This is a genomic window from Pseudomonas putida, from assembly GCF_030159595.1.
Taxonomy (GTDB): domain Bacteria; phylum Pseudomonadota; class Gammaproteobacteria; order Pseudomonadales; family Pseudomonadaceae; genus Aquipseudomonas; species Aquipseudomonas putida_AC.
This window is the reverse complement of sequence record NZ_BSKJ01000012.1, coordinates 107,486-128,263: the sequence shown is the minus strand read 5'-3', so window position 1 is coordinate 128,263 and position 20,778 is coordinate 107,486. Positions and strand designations below refer to the sequence as shown.

General features: G+C 63.9%; 17 protein-coding genes. 13 read left to right on the top strand and 4 right to left on the bottom strand.

Annotated elements, in window-relative coordinates:
- The first annotated feature begins 181 nt into the window (after positions 1–181).
- From QQL85_RS23225 to accC, 6 genes are all read left to right on the top strand, one after another.
- Positions 182–1,540: a diguanylate cyclase gene (locus QQL85_RS23225; protein WP_284356746.1), complete on the top strand. Its 1,359-nt coding sequence runs from the start codon at positions 182–184 to the stop codon at positions 1,538–1,540.
- A 123-nt stretch (positions 1,541–1,663) separates the two neighbouring features.
- The gene (locus QQL85_RS23220) at positions 1,664–3,625 is read left to right on the top strand and encodes a methyl-accepting chemotaxis protein (protein WP_284356747.1); all 1,962 of its coding nucleotides are present in this window, start codon (positions 1,664–1,666) and stop codon (positions 3,623–3,625) included.
- 88 nt (positions 3,626–3,713) lie between these two features.
- The gene (locus QQL85_RS23215) at positions 3,714–5,486 is read left to right on the top strand and encodes a protein-disulfide reductase DsbD (protein ID WP_284356748.1); all 1,773 of its coding nucleotides are present in this window, start codon (positions 3,714–3,716) and stop codon (positions 5,484–5,486) included.
- Positions 5,487–5,665: 179 nt separating this feature from the next.
- Positions 5,666–6,121 carry a type II 3-dehydroquinate dehydratase gene (aroQ, locus tag QQL85_RS23210; protein WP_003255330.1) on the top strand — a complete coding sequence of 152 codons (456 nt, stop codon included), beginning with the start codon at positions 5,666–5,668 and terminating at the stop codon, positions 6,119–6,121.
- A 98-nt stretch (positions 6,122–6,219) separates the two neighbouring features.
- The gene (gene accB, locus QQL85_RS23205) at positions 6,220–6,684 is read left to right on the top strand and encodes an acetyl-CoA carboxylase biotin carboxyl carrier protein (RefSeq protein WP_284356749.1); all 465 of its coding nucleotides are present in this window, start codon (positions 6,220–6,222) and stop codon (positions 6,682–6,684) included.
- Positions 6,685–6,701: 17 nt separating this feature from the next.
- The gene (gene accC, locus QQL85_RS23200; protein ID WP_284356750.1) at positions 6,702–8,057 is read left to right on the top strand and encodes an acetyl-CoA carboxylase biotin carboxylase subunit; all 1,356 of its coding nucleotides are present in this window, start codon (positions 6,702–6,704) and stop codon (positions 8,055–8,057) included.
- Positions 8,058–8,228: 171 nt separating this feature from the next.
- On the opposite strand, the gene QQL85_RS23195 is transcribed toward accC, so the two are convergent.
- On the bottom strand, positions 8,229–10,082 hold the full coding sequence (locus QQL85_RS23195) for a sigma-54-dependent Fis family transcriptional regulator (protein ID WP_284356751.1): 1,854 nt from the start codon (positions 10,080–10,082) through the stop codon (positions 8,229–8,231).
- 283 nt (positions 10,083–10,365) lie between these two features.
- Between QQL85_RS23195 and QQL85_RS23190 the strand changes: the two genes are divergently transcribed.
- From QQL85_RS23190 to QQL85_RS23160, 7 genes are all read left to right on the top strand, one after another.
- Positions 10,366–11,421, top strand: a complete 1,056-nt coding sequence (locus tag QQL85_RS23190) for an ATP-NAD kinase family protein (RefSeq protein WP_284356752.1) — start codon at positions 10,366–10,368, stop codon at positions 11,419–11,421.
- 22 nt (positions 11,422–11,443) lie between these two features.
- On the top strand, positions 11,444–12,421 hold the full coding sequence (locus tag QQL85_RS23185) for a thiamine pyrophosphate-dependent dehydrogenase E1 component subunit alpha (RefSeq protein ID WP_284356753.1): 978 nt from the start codon (positions 11,444–11,446) through the stop codon (positions 12,419–12,421).
- Between the two features lie 33 nt (positions 12,422–12,454).
- Positions 12,455–13,477 carry an alpha-ketoacid dehydrogenase subunit beta gene (locus QQL85_RS23180; protein ID WP_010951829.1) on the top strand — a complete coding sequence of 341 codons (1,023 nt, stop codon included), beginning with the start codon at positions 12,455–12,457 and terminating at the stop codon, positions 13,475–13,477.
- Positions 13,474–14,580, top strand: a complete 1,107-nt coding sequence (locus QQL85_RS23175; protein WP_284356754.1) for an acetoin dehydrogenase dihydrolipoyllysine-residue acetyltransferase subunit — start codon at positions 13,474–13,476, stop codon at positions 14,578–14,580. Before QQL85_RS23180 ends, QQL85_RS23175 begins: the two co-directional genes overlap by 4 nt.
- A gap of 52 nt (positions 14,581–14,632) precedes the next feature.
- Positions 14,633–15,697: a 2,3-butanediol dehydrogenase gene (locus QQL85_RS23170; protein ID WP_284356816.1), complete on the top strand. Its 1,065-nt coding sequence runs from the start codon at positions 14,633–14,635 to the stop codon at positions 15,695–15,697.
- Positions 15,698–15,940: 243 nt separating this feature from the next.
- Positions 15,941–17,674, top strand: a complete 1,734-nt coding sequence (locus tag QQL85_RS23165) for a C13 family peptidase (protein ID WP_284356755.1) — start codon at positions 15,941–15,943, stop codon at positions 17,672–17,674.
- Between the two features lie 27 nt (positions 17,675–17,701).
- Positions 17,702–18,346 carry an oxidoreductase gene (locus QQL85_RS23160; RefSeq protein WP_284356756.1) on the top strand — a complete coding sequence of 215 codons (645 nt, stop codon included), beginning with the start codon at positions 17,702–17,704 and terminating at the stop codon, positions 18,344–18,346.
- 108 nt (positions 18,347–18,454) lie between these two features.
- Here QQL85_RS23160 and QQL85_RS23155 read toward each other — a convergent pair whose 3' ends face one another.
- The 3 genes from QQL85_RS23155 to mpl are packed head-to-tail and all read right to left on the bottom strand — an operon-like array spanning position 18,455 to position 20,714.
- Positions 18,455–18,742 (bottom strand): YceK/YidQ family lipoprotein, encoded by a 288-nt coding sequence (locus tag QQL85_RS23155; protein WP_119368707.1) that lies wholly within the window; start codon positions 18,740–18,742, stop codon positions 18,455–18,457.
- Positions 18,739–19,368 (bottom strand): flavin prenyltransferase UbiX, encoded by a 630-nt coding sequence (gene ubiX, locus QQL85_RS23150; RefSeq protein ID WP_186556651.1) that lies wholly within the window; start codon positions 19,366–19,368, stop codon positions 18,739–18,741. The genes QQL85_RS23155 and ubiX overlap by 4 nt, the downstream gene beginning before the upstream one ends.
- A complete protein-coding gene (gene mpl / locus QQL85_RS23145) occupies positions 19,365–20,714 on the bottom strand; it encodes a UDP-N-acetylmuramate:L-alanyl-gamma-D-glutamyl-meso-diaminopimelate ligase (RefSeq protein WP_284356757.1) in 1,350 nt (449 codons plus the stop codon). Before mpl ends, ubiX begins: the two co-directional genes overlap by 4 nt.
- Positions 20,715–20,778: the final 64 nt, after the last annotated feature.

Genomic DNA, 20,778 nt, shown 5'->3' with positions numbered 1-20,778 from the left:
GCAAGCCCGTGTGGCAGCACTATAAAGCAGACACCACCGTACGCATAAGCGACCAATCAGTCAGTAACTGAATATTCGTTCTGGCCGCTTTGTTGATTCAGGGCAGTCACGTATTTGAAAAGAGCTGCTAGCATAGAGCCATCATTGCCCCTGCACACCCCAACTTATAAGTAGCCAGGACATGAGCAAAGCAGTCGAGCCGAGCCCGCAGTGCCCCGCCCAACAGCTGACACGTAGCGGACTGCGCAAGGATGACCCGCTCGACCAGGTACTGCTGCCGCCCCTGCGCAAGCCGGTGTACATCCTGCTGCAGGACCACGAGCGGGCTCAACGTCTGGCCCAGCAACTGGAGTTTTTCGGCCTGGTGGTGCAAGCACTGCCCAGCGCTGCAGCGTTTTGCGCCTCGCTCAGCGAATACCCGCCCTCGGCCATCATCATGGACGTCGACTTCACCGGTGCAGGCCAAGGCTTGCTGCTTGCCGCCCAGGTGCAGTTGGGGCTGGCGAAACCTGTTCCGCTGCTGTTCTTCAGCCACCACGAAGCCGACACCCCGACCCGTCTGGCCGCCGTGCGTGCGGGTGGTCAGGACTTTCTCACCGGCAGCCTGGAGGCATCCAGCCTGCTGGAAAAGGTCGAACTGCTGACCAACGCCACCCCGCACGACCCGTTACGCGTGCTGATCATCGACGACTCACGCACCCAGGCCCTGTACACCGAGCGCGTGCTGGCCGGCGCCGGCATGGTCACCCGCAGCCTGACCGACCCGATCCGCACCATGGCCGAGCTTGCCGACTTCCAGCCCGACCTGATTATCCTCGACCTGTACATGCCTGCCTGCACCGGTCCGGAATTGGCCAAGGTGATCCGCCACAGCGACCGTTATGTGAGCGTGCCGATCATCTACCTGTCGGCCGAGGACGACCTGGACAAGCAACTGGATGCCATGAGCGAAGGCGGCGATGATTTTTTGACCAAGCCATTTCGCTCACGCCACCTGATCACCACCGTGCGCAACCGCGCCGCCCGCGCCCGGCACCTGAAGGCGCGCATGGTGCGCGACAGCCTCACCGGGTTGTACAACCACACCCACATCCTGCAACTGCTGGAAGACTGCAGCTTCCGCGCCCGCCGTGAACAGCAACCGTTGAGCTTTGCCATGCTCGATATCGATCATTTCAAGAAGATCAACGACCGTCACGGCCACCCCATGGGCGACCGGGTGATCAAGAGCCTGGCGCTGTTCCTCAAACAACGCTTGCGCAAGACCGATTTCATTGGCCGCTATGGCGGCGAAGAGTTCGCGATAGTCATGCCCAATACCGCGCTGGATGCGGCGCACAAGGTGCTGGACGAAATACGCCGGCGCTTTGCCGACATTCTCTACCCGGCGCAGCCACGCGATTTGCAGTGCACCTTCAGTGCCGGGGTGGTGCAACTGGATGAGGCGCTGGATGCGCTGACCATGGCCAGTGCGGCGGACGAAGCGCTGTACCGGGCCAAGCATGCCGGGCGCAATTGTGTGGTGCGCGTAGAGCCCTGATGCAGGTGCAAGAAATGAAGGCACTGTGCCACTTTTTCTGACGCCAAGCCCCTGTCGTCATCACCTCGTCACAAAATCGCAATAACTTCAGGCGCCACTCCCCTCCGCAGGAAGTTCGCGGCTATGCGCCTGAAGTGGCTGACCAATTTCAACACCCTGTTGCTGGTGACCGTGTGTCTCGCCCTGGGCGCCGCCCTGTGGTGGTCGCAGCGCGCCCTTGAGCGCCCCTACCAGATGATGGAGCGTTACCTGGGCCTGTCCCAGCAGTTCCAGAACCAGACGGCACGCAACATTCAGGCGTACCTGGGCAACGGCGATGCCTTACGCCATGCCGCCGCCATGGAGGCCAACCAGCAGCTGCAGGTGGCCCTGGGCGACTGGCCCGTTGAGCTGGCCGAGAAGCTGCGCCCCAGCCTGGACAGCCTGCAAGCCTTCACCGCCAATGAACTGCTGGCCGCGGGTAAACTGGCAGGCGACCCACAAGCCCTGCTGCTGCAAGCCGAACGGGAGCTGGGAGCCAACATCGAGCAACTGGCCGGCTATGCCCGTGACAGTGGCAGCGCCGACGCCAACCGTTACTTGCTGCCATTGCTCGACGCCACCGTGCACCTGGGCCGGCTGTCGCTGGCCCGGGACAAGCTGGTCAGCAGCGGCCGCCCGGAACTGGCCGACGAAGTGGAGCGAGAACTGCAACTGATCCACACCCAGGCCCAGGTCATCGACAGCCTGCCCTTGCTGGGCGTGACCCGCACCGCCGAATCCGGTGCCGATGACTTCGCCGCGATGATGGGCCTGGAAGCCCAGGCCAGCGCCCAGCAAGAAGACATTGCCGTTGGCCTTAAGCGTGAGCTGAAAAGCCTGCTCAGCCGCTACCCTGCCGAGCTGCAACGCACCCGAGAACAAATCGAACGCCGCGCCGCTCTGGCCGCCAGCACCCATCAGCGCCTGGAAGCGGTGCAACAGGCCATCGCCGCGCTGGAGCCCGAAGTGCGTGGCCAGCACGCGAAAATCGCCGCCGAGGTGCGCATCATCCAAGGCCTGATGATTGGCCTGATCCTGCTGATCGCCTTGCTGATCGACACCTTGCAGCGCCGCCTGGCGCGCACCCTCACGGGCTTGGCGCCAGCCCTGTCGCGCTGGGCCGAGGGCGACTTCGCTCAGGCCATCGTCCTGGGCAGGACCAACCGCGAACTGCATGATATTCAGGCGTCACTCAACCGCCTGCGCCAGTACCTGGTGGAGCTGGTCGGCACCATCCGCCACAACGCCGAGCAGGTGGCCGGCAGCAGTCACGCCCTGGCCGGCATGAGCGCCGCCCTGCACGGCGGCGCCGAACGCCAGGCGGGCGATACCGGGCAAATCCGCGACGCCCTGGGCGAACTCGAAGCGACCATCCAGCAAGTGGCAGGTGATGCCAGCGCCGCCGCCGACGCCAGCCGCGATGCCGGACGAGCGGTGGAACAAGGCCAGGCAGTGATCGGCCAAAGCCTGTCGGGTTTGCGTGAACTGGTTGATGAAGTGCAAGGCAACGCCCGCATGATCGAGCAACTGGCGGAAGAGTCGGCGACCATCGGCGGGGTGCTGACGGTTATCCGTTCGATTGCCGAGCAAACCAACCTGTTGGCGCTGAACGCCGCGATCGAAGCAGCGCGTGCGGGTGAGATGGGCCGTGGCTTTGCCGTCGTAGCCGATGAAGTGCGCTCGCTGGCGCAGCGCACCACGCGGGCTACCAGCGAGACTCAGGCACTGATCGACCGCCTGCAGCAAGCAGCGAAAAGTTCGGTGGCGGGGATGCGTGCGCAGCTTGAGCATGCCGAGGCCACAGCCAATCAGGCCCAGGCGGCGGATGGCGCGCTGGACGAGATTGTCTGTGCCATTCGCACCATTGCCGATACGGCGGTACGGATTGCCGATGTCACGGCGCAACAGAGCGGCGCGGTGAGCGAGATTCGGGACCACAGCGAACGGATTCATGAGTTGGGTGAGGACAACCTGCAGCGCATTGGCGAGGGGCGTGAGCAAGGGGAGCAATTGCTGAGCCTGGGCGGCGAGCTGAACCGGGCGGTGCGGGCGTTCAGGGTATGAGGCCGGCACAGGTTACACATCTGCCCGTGGCCCCAACCCCCACCAACTCCGCTATCATGCCCGACACGTTCCACCTCGCGAGTCCGCCATGCGCCGCCTGTTTTTCCTGCTGTTCCTGCTGCTGGCCAGCCCTGCCTTCGCCACGGGCCTGCTCGACAACCGCCCCAGCGCCACCCTCGGCGCCGCTTCGCTGGCCAACAACGCCGACTTCCTGCCGGTACACGAGGCCTTCAAGCTCAGCCTGGTGCAGGCCGATGCGCAAACCCTCAAGCTGCGCTTCGTCGCCACCGAGGGCTACTACCTCTACCGCCACCGTTTCCAGTTCCGCACCGAGCCGACCGATATCGCCCTGGGCACGCCGAACATCCCCAAAGGCGAGGCCAAGCACGATGAGTTCTTCGGTGACGTCGAGGTGTACCATGGCGTACTCGACATCGAGCTGCCGCGCAACGATCCGCGTGCCTTCACCTTGCTGGTGGGCTACCAGGGCTGCGCAGACAAGGGCCTGTGCTACCCACCTGAAACCGAACGCCTGAGCATCGATGGCGCAAGCGGCGCCAATACGCCGGGCGCTGCCGACCACGCCTGGAACTGGAAATCACTGTTGCTGTTCTTCCTTGCCGGGGTCGGCCTGACCTTCACGCCTTGCGTGCTGCCGATGCTGCCGATCCTGTCTGGCGTGGTGCTGCGCGGCCAGGTCGGCGGCCTGCGCGGGCTGGCGCTATCGCTGGCCTATGTGCTGCCGATGGCGGCCAGTTTCGCGGTACTTGGCGCCCTGATGGGTCTGTTTGGTGCCGGCTTGAACCTGCAAGCACGTCTGCAGTCGGCCTGGGTACTGGTGCCCTTCGCACTGTTCTTCGTGGTGTTCGCACTGGCCATGTTCGGCCTGTTCGAACTCAAGCTGCCACAGGCCTTGAGCAACCGCCTGAACAACGTCGCCAACCACACCCGGGGCGGCTCGCTGCTGGGCGCGGCAGTGCTCGGCGTACTTTCCAGCCTGTTGGTTTCGCCCTGCGTATCCGCCCCCCTGGCCGGCGCCCTGCTGTACATCAGCGCCAGCGGCGATGCCTTGGGCGGCGCGCTCAAGCTGTTTGCCCTGGGCCTCGGCATGGGCGCGCCATTGCTGCTGGTAGCCACCGGTGGCGCAGCCTGGCTGCCAAAGAGCGGTCCTTGGATGAATACCGTGAAAAACGCCATCGGCGTATTGCTGCTTGGGCTGGCCATCGGCTTGCTCAGCCGCGTGCTGCCAGGCCCGGCGACCTTGCTGCTGGTGGGCTTGCTCGCCGCCGGCGTGGCGCTGTTCCTCGGCACCCTGGAGTTCGTCGTCAAGACTACACGCCAGCGCCTGGCCCAACTGCTTGGCCTGGCCTTGCTGGTGTATGCCCTGGCCTGCTGGTACGGCGCCCTCAGTGGCCAGGGCGACCCGCTGCGCCCGCTGCCGGTTGCAACACCGTCGGCCAGCGGCAGCAGCACGGTGGCGAAGGCTGATGCCTGGCAAACCGTCACCACCCCTGCCGCCCTGGACGCGGCCTTGGCCCAGGCCAAGGCGGCGGGCCAGCCGGTGCTGCTGGACTGGTACGCCGACTGGTGCATCAGTTGCAAGGTGATCGAGCATGAGGTGCTCAACGCGCCGCAGGTGCAAACGCAACTGACCGGCTTCAAGCTGCTGCGTTTCGACATCACCGAGAGCAATGCCGAGCAACGCACACTGCTCGATCGCTACCAGCTGTTCGGCCCACCCGCTCTGCTGTTTTTTGCGGCGAACGGCAGCGAAATTACCGCTGATCGGGTGATTGGCGAGATAAACGCCGGTGAATTTGCGCACATTCTGACACGCGTGCGCGGCAAAGTCGGTCTATAACTTCCCGCGAGCCCGGAAAAATCCTGAAATAGGTGACCAGATTTCATTATTTGGTCACATACTTCGCGCGAATCTCGGACATCGTGCTGGCTATTGCCGGGAACTGGACACTTGCCGTTGCTTTGCGGCACACTCGCCGCGCTGTGTCGAATTGCCCTACAAATCCAAGGAATCCGCAGATGGCAACGCTACTGGTGCTCCACGGCCCCAACCTCAACCTGCTCGGTACACGCGAGCCAGGCCACTACGGCGCCGTGACCCTGGCCCAGATCAACCAGGACCTGGAGCAACGTGCCCGCGCCGCAGGCCACCATTTGCAGTACCTGCAGAGCAATGCCGAATACGAACTGATCGACCGTATTCACGCCGCACGCAACGAGGGTGTGGACTTCATCCTGATCAACCCGGCTGCTTTCACCCACACAAGCGTCGCATTACGTGACGCACTGCTTGCGGTGAGCATCCCATTCATCGAAGTGCATTTGTCCAACGTGCACAAACGCGAACCGTTCCGTCACCACTCCTACTTTTCCGATGTTGCCGTAGGGGTGATCTGCGGCCTGGGCGCTAGCGGTTATCGCCTGGCCCTGGAATCCGCGCTGGAACAACTGGCTGCCAACGCACAGCCCAAATGATGAAAACCCTGGCCTCAGTGGGCCAGGGTTCGATAGAAACGTATCGATACGTTTTTTGTATTTCGCCCCCTGACCGAACCTTTGGGAGTTGAAGATTAATGGATATCCGTAAAGTCAAGAAACTGATCGAGCTGCTGGAAGAGTCTGGCATCGACGAACTGGAGATCAAGGAAGGCGAAGAGTCGGTCCGTATCAGCCGTCACAGCAAGACCCCAGCTGCCCAACAGTTCTACGCACCTGCACCGATGGCTGCCGCACCTGTTGCTGCTCCGGTCGCCGCAGCCGCTGCACCGGCTGCCGAAGCTGGCGCTGCTGCCCCAGCCCTGAAAGGCACCGTGATCCGCTCGCCGATGGTGGGTACCTTCTACCGCAAGCCTTCGCCGACCTCGCCAAACTTCGCTGAAGTGGGCCAGTCCGTGAAGAAAGGCGACACCCTGTGCATCGTCGAAGCCATGAAGATGATGAACCACATCGAAGCCGATGTTGGCGGTGTCATCGACGCCATCCTGGTAGAAGACGGCCAGCCGGTTGAGTTCGACCAGCCGCTGTTCACCGTCGTTTGATTCGCGGAGAGCCAACGATGTCTGGGAAGCTGGAAAAAGTCCTGATCGCCAACCGCGGGGAAATTGCCCTGCGGATCCTGCGTGCCTGCAAAGAGCTGGGCATCAAGACCGTCGCCGTGCACTCCACGGCCGACCGCGAACTGATGCACCTGGGCCTGGCAGACGAGTCGGTCTGCATTGGTCCTGCTTCGTCCAAAGATTCGTACCTGCACATCCCGGCGATCATCGCCGCGGCTGAAGTGACAGGCGCTACCGCCATTCACCCAGGCTACGGCTTCCTCGCGGAAAACGCCGACTTCGCCGAGCAGGTGGAAAAGTCCGGTTTTGCCTTCATCGGCCCGAAAGCCGACACCATTCGCCTGATGGGCGATAAGGTTTCGGCCAAGGACGCGATGATCAAGTCGGGCGTACCGACCGTGCCGGGCTCCGATGGCCCACTGCCGGAAGACGAAGAAGTCGCCTTGGCGATTGCCCGTGACGTCGGCTACCCGGTGATCATCAAGGCCGCCGGTGGCGGTGGTGGTCGCGGCATGCGCGTGGTGCACAAGGAAGAGGACCTGATTTCCTCGGCCAAGCTCACCCGTACCGAAGCCGGTGCTGCCTTCGGCAACCCGATGGTCTACCTCGAGAAGTTCCTGACCAACCCACGCCATGTGGAAGTGCAGGTACTGTCCGACGGCCAGGGCAACGCCATCCACCTGGGTGACCGTGACTGCTCGCTGCAGCGCCGTCACCAGAAGGTACTGGAAGAAGCACCAGCCCCGGGCATCGACGAGAAAGCCCGTCAGGAAGTGTTCAAGCGCTGCGTCGATGCGTGCATCGAGATCGGCTACCGTGGTGCGGGTACTTTCGAGTTCCTGTACGAAAACGGCCGCTTCTACTTCATCGAGATGAACACCCGCGTGCAGGTTGAGCACCCGGTGTCCGAGATGGTTACCGGTATCGACATCGTCAAGGAGATGCTGAGCATCGCCGCTGGCAACAAGCTGTCGTTCCGCCAGGAAGACGTGGTGATTCGTGGCCACTCGCTGGAATGCCGTATCAACGCCGAAGACCCGAAGAAGTTCATCCCGAGCCCAGGCAAGGTGAAGCACTTCCACGCCCCGGGCGGTAACGGCGTACGTGTCGATTCGCACCTGTACAGCGGTTACTCGGTTCCGCCGAACTACGACTCGCTGATCGGCAAGCTGATTACCTATGGCAAGGACCGCGACGAAGCCATGGCGCGCATGCGCAATGCCCTGGACGAGATCGTCGTCGACGGTATCAAGACCAACATCCCGCTGCACCGCGACCTGGTGCGTGATGAAGGTTTCTGCAAAGGCGGCGTCAACATTCATTACCTCGAACACAAGCTGGCCAACGAGCAGTGATCGCGTAGTGTGATGTACCAGAACCCCGGACATGTTCCGGGGTTTTTATTGCCTGTCAGGGCCTCATCGCCGGCAAGCCAGCTCCCACAGAGATAGCGCACGGCTTGCAATCGACGCGGTCGAGGTGGGAGCTGGCTTGCCGGCGATGGGCTGCAAAGCAGCCCCAAGGCCCTACCCCTTCATCCGCGGCATCTCGATGCGATGTTCATGCACCCGTCGATACAGTGTCGCTCGCGATATTCCCAACGCCCGCGCCGCATCGGCCGGCTTCCAGCGATGGCGGATCAATGCATCCAGCAGCAACTGCCGGGCCGGGCAGGACACGCCGCTTTCAGCCGAAACTACCGCCTCACCGCGCACCTCTTGGGGCAAGTCCTGCAAGCGCACCTGCCCGCCTTCACTCACCGCGCAGGCATAGCGCAACACCTGCCGCAGCTGACGCAAATTCCCCGGCCAGCGGTGAACCAGCAATGCTTGCAGCGCATCATCCGCCAACACCACCTCGACCGCACAGGCTTCAGCTTCCTCAGCCAACAGCTGGTGAATCAGCCCCAGTCGATCCTCGCGCTCACGCAGGGGTGGCAACTCGAACCGGGCATTGGCCAGGCGAAAGTACAAGTCCTCGCGAAAACGCCCGTCCGCCACCATCGACGCCAGGTCGCGGTGGGTTGCGCAGATCACCTGGATGTTCACCCGCTCGCGCCGTGCCGCACCCAGCGGCGCCACTTCGCCTTCGGCCAGCACCCGCAGCAGGCGGGTTTGCAAGTTCAACGGCATGTCGCCGATCTCATCGAGGAACAGCGTACCGCCATCGGCCTGCTGCAACAGCCCTTGCATGCCTTTGCTAGAAGCCCCAGTGAAGGCCCCAGCCACATAGCCGAACAATTCGCTCTCGATCAGGCTTTCCGGGATAGCCGCGCAATTCAGTGTGACAAACGGACCGTCGCGGCGTTGGCTCTGCTCGTGCAACTGGCGGGCGAACACTTCCTTACCCGCCCCTGTCTCACCCTGCACCAGCACCGCCAGGTTGCAGTCCTTGACCCGCGTGGCCAACCGCAGATGCTGCTCTATGCGAGCGTCCTGGGGCTGATGCAGGGGCTGCACGCGCTGGCGAAGCTGCGGCGCGCTGACCCGGCCATACAGCCCCCCAAGACCCGGCAGGCGCTGAGCCGACGACGCGCTCACCCGACGTAGCTGGTCGATGTCGAACAGCTCGCCTATATGCTCGGGCAAGCGCCCCAAGCGCTCCACCAACCGTTGCCGCGCCAGGCTGTTGATGGCTTGCAATCGGCCATTGGCATCCCACGCCAGCAGGTAGTCGGGCTGGCTTTCCACATAACCCGGCGTGCCATGGGCGCGCATCACCCAGTGGCCCTGGGCACTGTGCATGAAGAAGGCGTTTTCGATCTCGCGGGCGGTCTGTTCCACCAATTGGCGGATCAGATGCTGGCTACGGCGGTCGTCTGGTGACTGCAAGGCCGACACATCCACAACACCCAGCAACTCGCCCTGCGGGTCGAATACCGGCGCCGCCGTGCAGGTCAGGCCAATGAACGCAGCGCGAAAGTGATCGCGCTTGTGCACCGTGACCGGGGCCTTGCTGGTCAGCACCGCCGCCACACCGCAGGTGCCCTCTTCGCCCTCCGACCAGCAGGTACCCAGGTACAGCCCGGCCTTGCGGCAGTCGTTGCGAATGGCCGACTCAACCCGGTAATCGATGGTGCGCCCCTGGGCATCGGTAAGCAGCACGCAGTAGTCGGCACCGCGCACACGTTCGTGCAGGCGTGCCACGGCATCGCTGGCAATGCGCAGGAACAGCTCGGCGCGTTCGCGGCACTCGTTGAGCAGGCTTTGGGAAAGGATGCGTGGCCCCTGCTGGGAGCCGGGGTCGAGGCGGTACAGCTCCATGGAACGGCGCCATGAATCGAGGATCAGCGGTGGCACCGGCGCCTGTGGCAGGCGGTCGGCATTCTTCAGCACCCGGCTGACGCAGTCGACATGGGCTCGGGAGTTCGCGGCAAGCATTCAGGCCCTCCGGTTCTCGTTGCTGTTTTTATCGTTGTCCCGCCATTAAGCGCTTCCATGCATGCCCCGACAAGCACTGCGTGATTACCGGCTGGCTTGAGACGCAGCGTCTCAGCGTCTCGCCCGCGCCAACCCAGCGCTGGCACCCGGCGTCTCGCCAGCACGCGCCTTCGCGTTTGCCCTATAACGCAGCAGCCGCTCTGCAAAAGCCTTTTCAGCCACTCTCAAGAAAGCTGGCACCCCACTTGCTCCTGCCTTGGCAAACAAAAACACGAGGTGCGCCATGCCGCTACCCGCCCCGATTGTCGGGATCATTGCCAACCCTGCCTCTGGCCGCGACCTGCGCCGCCTGACCGCCAATGCCGGGCTCCATTCGAGCACCGACAAGGCCTCGGCGATCCAGCGCCTGCTGGCGGCCTTCGGTGCCACCGGTATCGGCCAGGTGCTGCTACCCAGCGACATGACCGGCATCGCCGCCGCCGTGCTCAAGGCCAGCCAGGGCCCGGTCGCCGCCGACCAGCACTGGCCGGCCATCGAAGTACTCGACCTGCCGCTGACCCAGACCGTGGCCGACACCCGCCTGGCCACCCAACACATGGTCGAGCGCGGTGTGGCGATGATCGCTGTGCTGGGTGGCGACGGCACCCACAAGGCAGTCGCGGCCGAGGCCGGTGATGTGCCACTGCTGACCTTGTCCACCGGCACCAACAATGCCTTCCCCGAATTGCGCGAGGCCACTAGCGCGGGCCTGGCGGGTGGCCTGCTCGCCAGCGGTCGTGTACCCGCCAGTATCGGCCTGCGCCGCAACAAGCGCCTGCTGGTGAAGGTGCCAGAACAACAGCTTGCCGAATGGGCCTTGGTGGAGGTGGCGGTCTCACCTCAGCGCTTTATCGGTGCCCGTGCACTCAGCCGCAGCGAAGACCTGTGTGAAGTCTTCGCCTGTTTCGCCGAACCCCATGCCATTGGCCTTTCAGCCCTGTGTGGCCTGTGGCACCCAGTGTCGCGCCAGGACCCGCATGGCGCCTGGGTACGCCTGAACCCCGGCGCCGAGCAGGCGCTGTTGGCACCACTGGCGCCCGGCCTGCTGCAAGGCTGCGGCATTACCGCCAGCGGCCCGCTCACCCCCGGCGTCGCTCATCGCCTGAGCCTGGCCAGCGGCACCCTGGCCCTGGACGGCGAACGCGAGATCGAGTTTGCCGAGCACGACACACCCACCATCACCCTCGACCACCAAGGCCCCTTGAGCGTGGATGTCGAGGCCGTACTGGCGCATGCCGCCCGCCATCACCTGCTGGCCGTCCCGCGCGGCCACCGGCTGCACCCTGCAAACCCGCGTTGAGACAACCCTGGAGAACAACAAGATGTCCAATCAACTCAGTACCGAACAACTGCTGCATGCCTATGAAGTAATGCGCACTATCCGCGCCTTCGAAGAACGCCTGCATGTGGAGTTCGCCACCGGCGAGATCCCCGGCTTCGTCCACCTGTATGCCGGCGAAGAAGCCTCCGCCGCCGGGGTCATGGCCCACCTGCGCGACAGTGACTGCATTGCCTCGACCCACCGCGGCCATGGCCACTGCATCGCCAAGGGCGTGGATGTGTACGGCATGATGGCCGAGATCTACGGCAAGAAGACCGGCGTGTGCGGCGGCAAGGGCGGCTCGATGCACATTGCCGACCTGGAGAAAGGCATGCTCGGTGCCAACGGCATCGTCGGCGCCGGTGCACCACTGGTGGCCGGGGCAGCATTGGCGGCCAAACTCAAGGGCCGTGATGACGTGTCGGTGGCCTTCTTCGGCGATGGTGCTTCCAACGAAGGCGCCGTGTTCGAAGCCATGAACATGGCATCGATCATGAACCTGCCGTGCATCTTCGTGGCCGAAAACAACGGCTATGCCGAAGCCACCGCCTCCAACTGGTCCGTCGCCTGCGACCACATTGCCGACCGCGCTGCCGGCTTCGGCATGCCGGGCGTCACCATCGACGGCTTCGACTTCTTTGCCGTGTACGAGGCGGCCGGGGCCGCTATCGAGCGCGCCCGTGCAGGGCAAGGGCCGTCGCTGGTCGAGGTCAAGCTCAGCCGCTACTACGGCCACTTCGAAGGCGATGCGCAAACCTACCGCGCCCCGGATGAAGTGAAGAACCTGCGTGAAACCCGCGACTGCCTGATGCAGTTCCGCAACAAGACCACCCGCGCCGGCCTGCTCACTGCCGAGCAACTGGACGCCGTTGACGCGCGCATCGAGGACCTGATCGAAGACGCCGTGCGCCGCGCCAAGTCCGATCCCAAGCCACAGCCCGCCGACCTGCTCACCGACGTCTACGTCAGCTACCCCTGAGCCGCGGATTACAAGAACAACAGGAGAATCACCATGGCAAGAAAGATCAGCTACCAGCAGGCCATCAACGAAGCCCTGGCCCAGGAAATGCGCCGCGACAGCACGGTGTTCATCATTGGCGAAGACGTGGCCGGCGGCGCCGGAGCCCCCGGTGAGGATGACGCCTGGGGTGGCGTGCTGGGCGTGACCAAAGGCCTGTACCACCAGTTCCCGGGCCGCGTGCTCGATGCGCCGCTCTCGGAAATCGGCTACGTCGGCGCCGCCGTCGGTGCCGCTACCCAAGGCCTGCGCCCGGTGTGCGAACTGATGTTCGTCGACTTCGCCGGCTGCTGCCTGGACCAGATCCTCAACCAGGCTGCCAAATTCCGCTACATGTTCGGCGGCAAGGCGGTCACCCCGCTGGTGATGCGCACCATGTACGGTGCTGGCCTGCGTGCGGCGGCACAGCACTCGCAGATGCTCACCTCGCTGTGGACGCACATCCCAGGCCTGAAGGTGGTCTGCCCCTCCTCGCCCTACGATGCCAAAGGCCTGTTGATCCAGGCGATCCGCGACAACGACCCGGTGATCTTCTGCGAGCACAAGCTGCTGTACAGCATGCAGGGCGAGGTACCGGAAGAGGTGTACACCGTGCCGTTTGGCGAGGCCAACTTCCTGCGCGATGGCGATGACGTGACCCTGGTCACCTATGGCCGCATGGTGCATGTGGCGCTGGAGGCCGCCAACAACCTGGCCCGCCAGGGAATCGACTGCGAGGTGCTGGACTTGCGCACCACCAGCCCGCTGGATGAAGACAGCATTCTGGAAAGCGTGGAAAAAACCGGCCGACTGGTGGTGATCGACGAAGCCAACCCGCGTTGCTCCATGGCCACCGACATCAGTGCGTTGGTGGCGCAGAAGGCTTTCGGCGCACTCAAGGGGCCGATCGAAATGGTCACCGCTCCGCACACGCCGGTGCCGTTTTCCGATGCCCTGGAAGACCTGTACATCCCTGACGCGGCGAAGATCGAAGCGGCTGTGCGCAAGGTGATCGAAGCTGCAAGGAGTGCCGCATGAGCCAGATCCATACCCTGACCATGCCCAAGTGGGGCCTGTCGATGACCGAGGGCCGGGTGGACACCTGGCTCAAGCAGGAAGGTGACGAAATCAACAAAGGCGACGAGGTGCTGGACGTCGAGACCGACAAGATCAGCAGCAGCGTCGAAGCACCGTTCAGTGGCGTTCTGCGCCGCCAGGTGGCCAAGCCGGACGAAACCCTGCCGGTCGGCGCGCTGCTGGCCGTGGTGGTGGAGGGCGAAGCCGAGGAAGCCGAGATCGATGCCGTGGTACAGCGCTTCCAGGCCGAGTTCGTCGCCGAAGGGGGGACCGATCAGGCTCAGGGGCCAGCCCCGCAGAAGGGGGAAGTGGGTGGTCGCCTGCTGCGCTGGTTCGAACTGGGCGAAGGCGGCACGCCGCTGGTGCTGGTACATGGCTTTGGTGGCGACCTCAACAACTGGCTGTTCAACCACCCGGCGCTGGCTGCCGAGCGCCGCGTGATCGCCCTCGACCTGCCGGGGCATGGCGAATCGGCCAAGGCCCTGCAACGGGGTGACCTGGATGAGTTGAGCGAAACCGTGCTCGCCCTGCTCGACCACCTGGACATCGCCAAGGCCCACCTGGCCGGCCATTCCATGGGTGGCGCAGTCAGCCTGAACGTGGCGCGCCTGGCACCACAGCGGGTGGCAAGCCTGAGCCTGATCGCCAGTGCCGGCCTGGGCGCGGCGATCAACGGGCAGTACCTGCAAGGCTTTGTCGCCGCCGCTAACCGCAATGCCCTTAAACCCCAGATGGTGCAGCTGTTTGCCGAACCGGCACTGGTAACCCGGCAACTGCTGGAGGACATGCTCAAGTTCAAACGCCTGGAAGGTGTTGATGACGCCTTGCGCCAGCTGGCATCGGCCATCGCCGACGGCGACCGGCAGCGCCACGACCTGCGTGGGGTGCTGGGACAACACCCGGCACTGGTGGTGTGGGGCGGCAAGGACGCGATTATCCCGGCCAGCCATGCCGAGGGCCTGGAGGCCGAAGTGCTGGTGCTGCCGGAGGCCGGGCACATGGTGCAGATGGAGGCGGCCGAACAGGTCAATCAGCAACTGCTCGCGTTCCTGCGCAAGCACTAAGCCCTTTCCGTGAGCCTGGAGAACAACTATGAATGACCTGAGCCACACCCACATGCGCGCAGCCGTCTGGCATGGCCGCAACGATATTCGCGTCGAACAGGTTCCCCTGCCGGGAGATCCTGCACCCGGCTGGGTACAGATCAAGGTGGACTGGTGCGGCATCTGCGGCTCCGATTTGCATGAATACGTCGCAGGCCCTGTGTTCATTCCGGTGGAGGCCCCACACCCGCTGACCGGTATTCAGGGCCAGTGCATCCTCGGCCACGAATTCTGCGGCCAGATCGCCAAGCTGGGTGAAGGCGTGGAAGGCTTCGCGGTGGGAGACCAGGTGGCGGCGGATGCCTGCCAGCATTGCGGCACCTGCTACTACTGCACCCACGGTCTGTACAACATCTGCGAGCGCCTGGCCTTCACCGGCCTGATGAACAATGGCGCCTTTGCCGAGTTGGTCAACGTGCCCGCCAATCTGCTTTACCGGCTGCCTGAGGGCTTTCCTGCCGAGGCTGGGGCACTGATCGAACCGCTGGCGGTGGGTATGCACGCGGTGAAAAAGGCCGGCAGCCTGCTTGGGCAAACCGTTGTGGTGGTTGGCGCCGGCACCATCGGCTTGTGCACCATCATGTGTGCCAAAGCGGCTGGCGCGGCGCAGGTGATCGCCCTGGAAATGTCCTCGGCGCGCAAAGCCAAGGCCAAAGAAGTGGGTGCCAGCGTGGTGCTGGACCCCAGCCAGTGCGACGCGCTGGCCGAAATCCGCGCACTGACTGCCGGGCTGGGGGCGGATGTGAGTTTTGAGTGCATCGGCAACAAGCACACGGCCAAGCTGGCCATCGACACTATCCGCAAGGCGGGCAAGTGCGTGTTGGTGGGTATTTTTGAAGAGCCTAGCGAGTTCAACTTCTTCGAACTGGTATCCACCGAGAAGCAGGTGCTTGGGGCATTGGCGTACAACGGCGAGTTTGCCGATGTGATTGCCTTCATTGCGGATGGTCGGCTGGATATTCGCCCGCTGGTGACCGGGCGGATCGGGCTGGAGCAGATCGTCGAGTTGGGCTTCGAGGAGCTGGTGAACAACAAAGAGGAGAACGTGAAGATCATCGTTTCGCCGGGCGTGCGCTGACTGCTGCAACATCTTGCTCCCACAGGTACTGCACAAGGCCCCGGGGCAGCGAAGAATCCTGTGGGAGCGGGCTTGCCCGCGAAGAATACGCCGCGCTGGATGGCACCGGCTTCGCCGGTGTTCGCGGGCAAGCCCGCTCCCACAGGTGCCGCGTGAGCATCAGGCGCCGTACAAGCCTTGCCCTCGCTGTCTCAGGATCCCATTCTGCGTCATACTCGGCAGACCTATTGCCCGGTCCTCGCCATGCGTCCACTGCTCCCTATCACCCTGGTCCTGCTGCTCGCCGCCTGTGGCGATGGCGAATCGCTGCTTCCACCAGACGCTCGCCTGCCCGACGGCGGGCGCTATCGGGGCCAGGTGGTCGACGGCCTGCTGCAGGGCGAGGGCCGTATCGACTACCCCAACGGCAGCTGGTACGCCGGCGGCTTCAAGGACGGCCAATGGCACGGCCAGGGCGAGTGGCATGGCCAGAACGGCGAGGTGTACCGTGGCCAGTTCACCGAGGGGCTGTTCCAGGGGCTGGGCGACCTGACCACCCCGGGCAGCCACTATGCCGGTACCTTCAAACACGGCCGCCGCGATGGCGAAGGCACCCTCAAGCAAGCCGACCAGACCTACCGTGGCCAGTTCAAGGACGACCTTTACGAAGGTGCTGGCGAACTGGAGCTGGCCGACGGCAGCCGCTACCAAGGCCTGTTCGCCAAGGGCAAGCCCAATGGCGCCGGGGTGCGCAGCGATGCCAGTGGCAACCAGTTCAGCGGTCATTTCATCAACGGCCAGCTGCAGGGCAGCGGTACCTACGACAGCGCCGACGGTGAGCAGTACATCGGTGAGTTCAAGGACAACCGCCTGGAAGGTCGCGGCCGCTACGAAAACGCCGATGGCGATGTGTGGATTGGCGAATTCAAGGATGGCTCACTGATCGGCGAAGGCGAATTGCTGGGCAGCGACGGCAGCCACTACAAGGGCGAGTTCGTCGACTGGCGCCTGTCGGGCCAAGGTAGCCTGCAACTGGCCGACGGCAGCAAGTACATCGGCGGCTTCCTGAATGATGCCTACCACGGCCATGGACGATTGATCCTGGCCAGCGGCAAGGTCGAAAGCGGCGTATGGGCCAATGGCGTGCGTGTACGCGACCAGAAAGGCCAGTTGCTGCCCGATCCGCTGGACCTGGCCTTGCTCAACCAGGGCCGTCTGCTGGACGAGGCGCTGGCCCGCGTACCGCGCTCAGCACCGCCAATCCAGTTGTACAGTTTGGTGGTGGCCGGCGATGGCCAGCAAAGCGTATTCCTGCGCGAAGCCGACTATGTCAGCAACATGCTCAAGGTACGTTTTGGCGCCCGTGGCCAGGTGACCTTGGTCAACCACCGTGACCACATGACCAGCCGCCCCATGGCTACCCGTGAGAACCTCACCCGTGCCGCCCGCACCCTGGCAGAACGCAGCGGTCCCGAAGATCTGGTGTTCATCTACCTCACCAGCCATGGCAGCCACGACCACCAGCTGGTGCTCGACCAACCCCGCCTGCAACTGGCAGACCTTTCCGCCGACGAACTGGCCACTGCCCTGGCGCCGCTCAAGGATCGAGACAAGGTAATCGTCATCTCGGCCTGCTATTCAGGGGGCTACATCGCACCGCTCAAGGATGAGCGCACGCTGATCATGACTGCCGCCCGGGCCGACCGCGTGTCGTTCGGTTGCTCGGAAGAAGCTGATTTCACCTACTTTGGCGATGCCCTGTTCGCCGAAGCGCTGAACCAGACCGACGACCTCAAACAAGCATTTGAACTGGCACGTACCAGCGTTGCCGAAAGAGAACAAAGGGAAGGCTTCGAGGCCTCCGAGCCGCAGCTGTGGGCACCACCCGCCGTGCTCGAGCACTGGCAGCAGTTGCGCCGGCAACAGGCCGAAGAAGCGTTGCGAAATGCCACACAGGCCAACGTGGGGGAACAGGCAAAAAAACCTGTCAGCCACTAAACTTGTGTGTAACAAGGGAGAGACATCATGTATTTGACGCCTCAGCATGTCCTGCTTGCCGGTGCCACCGGCCTGACCGGTGAGCATCTGCTGGACCGCCTGCTCAACGAGCCCACCATCACCCGCGTCCTGGCGCCTACCCGCCGGCCGCTGGCCGAGCACCCTCACCTGGAAAACCCGGTAGGCGACCCGGCGGTGTTCCTTCCTCAGTTGGCCGGGCGGGTCGACATCGCCTACTGCTGCCTGGGCACCACGCTGAAGCAGGCCGGCTCCGAATCGGCCTTCCGCGCAGTGGACCTGGACATGGTGGTGGCGTTCAGCAAGCGTGCCCGGGAGATGGGCGCGCGGCATCTGCTGGTGGTCAGTGCGCTGGGCGCCGACCCGAAATCGTCGATTTTCTACAACCGGGTCAAAGGTGAGATGGAAGAGGCGCTGAAGGCCCAGGACTGGCCGCAGTTGACCATCGTGCGGCCATCTTTGCTGCTGGGCGAGCGGGTCGAGCCACGGCTGGCGGAACAGCTGGTTTCGCCGTTTTCCAGGTTGATACCCGGCAAGTACCGGGGGATTGAGGCTTGTACCTTGGCCCGGGCGTTGTGGCGGCTGGCGCTGGAGGAAGAGGACGGAGTGCGGGTTGTGGAGTCGGATGAGTTGCGCAGGCTGGGCAAAAAATAGGCGTTACCTGTGATGGCCTCTTCGCGGGTAAACCCGCTCCCACAGGACTGCACTAGGCTTGAGGGCAGTACGTATCCTGTGGGAGCTGGCTTGCCGGCGATAGGGCCATCACAAGCCGCCGGTTGCCTGGAAGCCTACTCCAGCCGCAGTCAGCAATGACAACGGCAGCAACAGGGTATCCAGCAGCATGCTACCCGGCAGGTCCAAGCCTGGATAGGCTGGCGCATCAGCGCCGTAATGGTCCCGCGGGCAACACCCGCCATTGATCACATACAAGTCCAGCCGGGTACCGGCATACACCACCGGTGCCCCGGGCTTGGCAGCATCCAGCGTGCGCACCGTGGCACAGCCCCCCAGCATCACCAGCGCCAGCAACCCCACCAGCGCTCGCTTCAATCATCCACCCCATAATGGTGCTCGCCCCAACGCGGCAACATGTCCTGGGGAATATTCAGCAGGTTGAGAATGCGCGCCACGACAAAATCGACGAGGTCGTCGATAGTCTGCGGCTGGTGATAGAAACCCGGTGCCGCCGGCAGGATAACCGCGCCCATTTGCGACAGTTTGAGCATGTTCTCCAGATGAATGGTGGAGAACGGCGCCTCACGTGGCACCAGGATCAGCTGACGACGCTCCTTGAGGGTAACGTCTGCCGCGCGCTCGATCAGGTTGTTGCAGGCCCCCGTGGCAATCGCCGACAAGGTGCCGGTGGAACAGGGCACCACCACCATCGCTGCCGGAGCGCCTGAACCCGAGGCGACCGGCGACATCCAGTCTTCCTTGCCATACACGCGGATCTGCCCGTCGGCGGCGCCGGTGTATTCGGTGAGAAAGGCCTGCATCGCCTGGGGCTTGGCCGGCAGCAGCACATCGGTCTCGGTGGCCATCACCAATTGTGCGGCCTTGGAGATCAGGAAGTGCACCTCACGGTCTTCGCGCACCAGGCAATCGAGCAGGCGCAGGCCATACTGGGCGCCCGAGGCGCCCGTCATGGCCAGGGTGATGCGTTCCGGCCCGCTCACTTCAGGGCCTCGGCCAGCTTGCCGTGCAGGCCACCAAAGCCGCCGTTGCTCATGATCACCACATGAGTGCCCGGACGGGCCTGGCCTTTGACCCGCTCAATAATCGCGTCGAGGCTGTCGGCCACCACGCTCGGCACTTTGCATTGAGCGGCGGTGCCGGCCAAGTCCCAGCCAAGGTTGGCCGGGGCGTACCAGATCACCTGGTCGGCGTCGTTGACGCTTTCCGGCAGGCCATCACGGTGGGCACCCAGTTTCATCGAGTTTGAACGCGGCTCGATCACCGCGATCACCGGGGCCTCGCCAACGCGCTTGCGCAGGCCGTCGAGGGTGGTGGCGATGGCCGTCGGGTGGTGGGCGAAGTCATCGTAGATGGTGACGCCCTGCACTTCAGCGACTTTCTCCATGCGCCGCTTGACGCTCTTGAAGGCGCTGAGGCCTTCGATACCCATGGCTGGCACCACGCCTACATGGCGGGCGGCGGCCAGGGTAGCCAGTGCGTTGGCGACGTTATGCTGGCCGGTCAGCGCCCAGTCCACCACGCCCTGCGCTTCGCCTTCGAACAACACTTCGAAGCGCGAGCCATCGGGGCTGAGCAGGCGCGCCTGCCACTGGCCGCCTTCGCCGGTCGTCTGCACCGGGGTCCAGCAGCCCATGCCAATTACCCGCTCCAACGCGTGTTCGGTAGTCGGGTGAATCACCAGGCCTTCGCTCGGGATGGTGCGTACCAGATGGTGGAACTGCCGCTCGATGGAGGCCAGGTCCGGGAAGATGTCCGCATGATCGAACTCAAGGTTGTTGAGGATCGCGGTGCGTGGGTGGTAATGCACGAACTTCGAGCGTTTGTCGAAGAAGGCGCTGTCGTACTCGTCGGCTTCAACCACGAAGAAAGGCGTGTTGCCCAAGCGCGCCGACACCGAGAAGTTCTGCGGCACACCACCAATCAGGAAGCCCGGGCTCATGCCGGCATGTTCCAGCACCCAGGCCAGCATGCTGCTGGTGGTGGTCTTGCCATGGGTACCGGCAACGGCCAGAACCCAACGGCCTTGCAAGACATGGTCAGCCAGCCACTGCGGGCCGGAAACATAGGGCAGGCCCTTGTTCAGCACGTACTCTACCGCCGGGTTGCCACGCGACATGGCATTGCCGATGACCACCAGGTCCGGCGCCGGGTCCAGCTGGGCCGGGTCATAGCCTTGGGTCAATTCGATGCCCTGGGCTTCGAGCTGGGTGCTCATCGGGGGATAGACGTTGGCGTCCGAGCCGGTGACGCGATGGCCAAGTTCCTTGGCCAGCACCGCCAGCGAGCCCATGAAAGTGCCGCAAATACCGAGAATGTGAATATGCATGGTCGACCTCGCAAAACATCGAGGCAGGGTAGCCCAGGGCGCGACAAATCGCACCCGCTGTTTC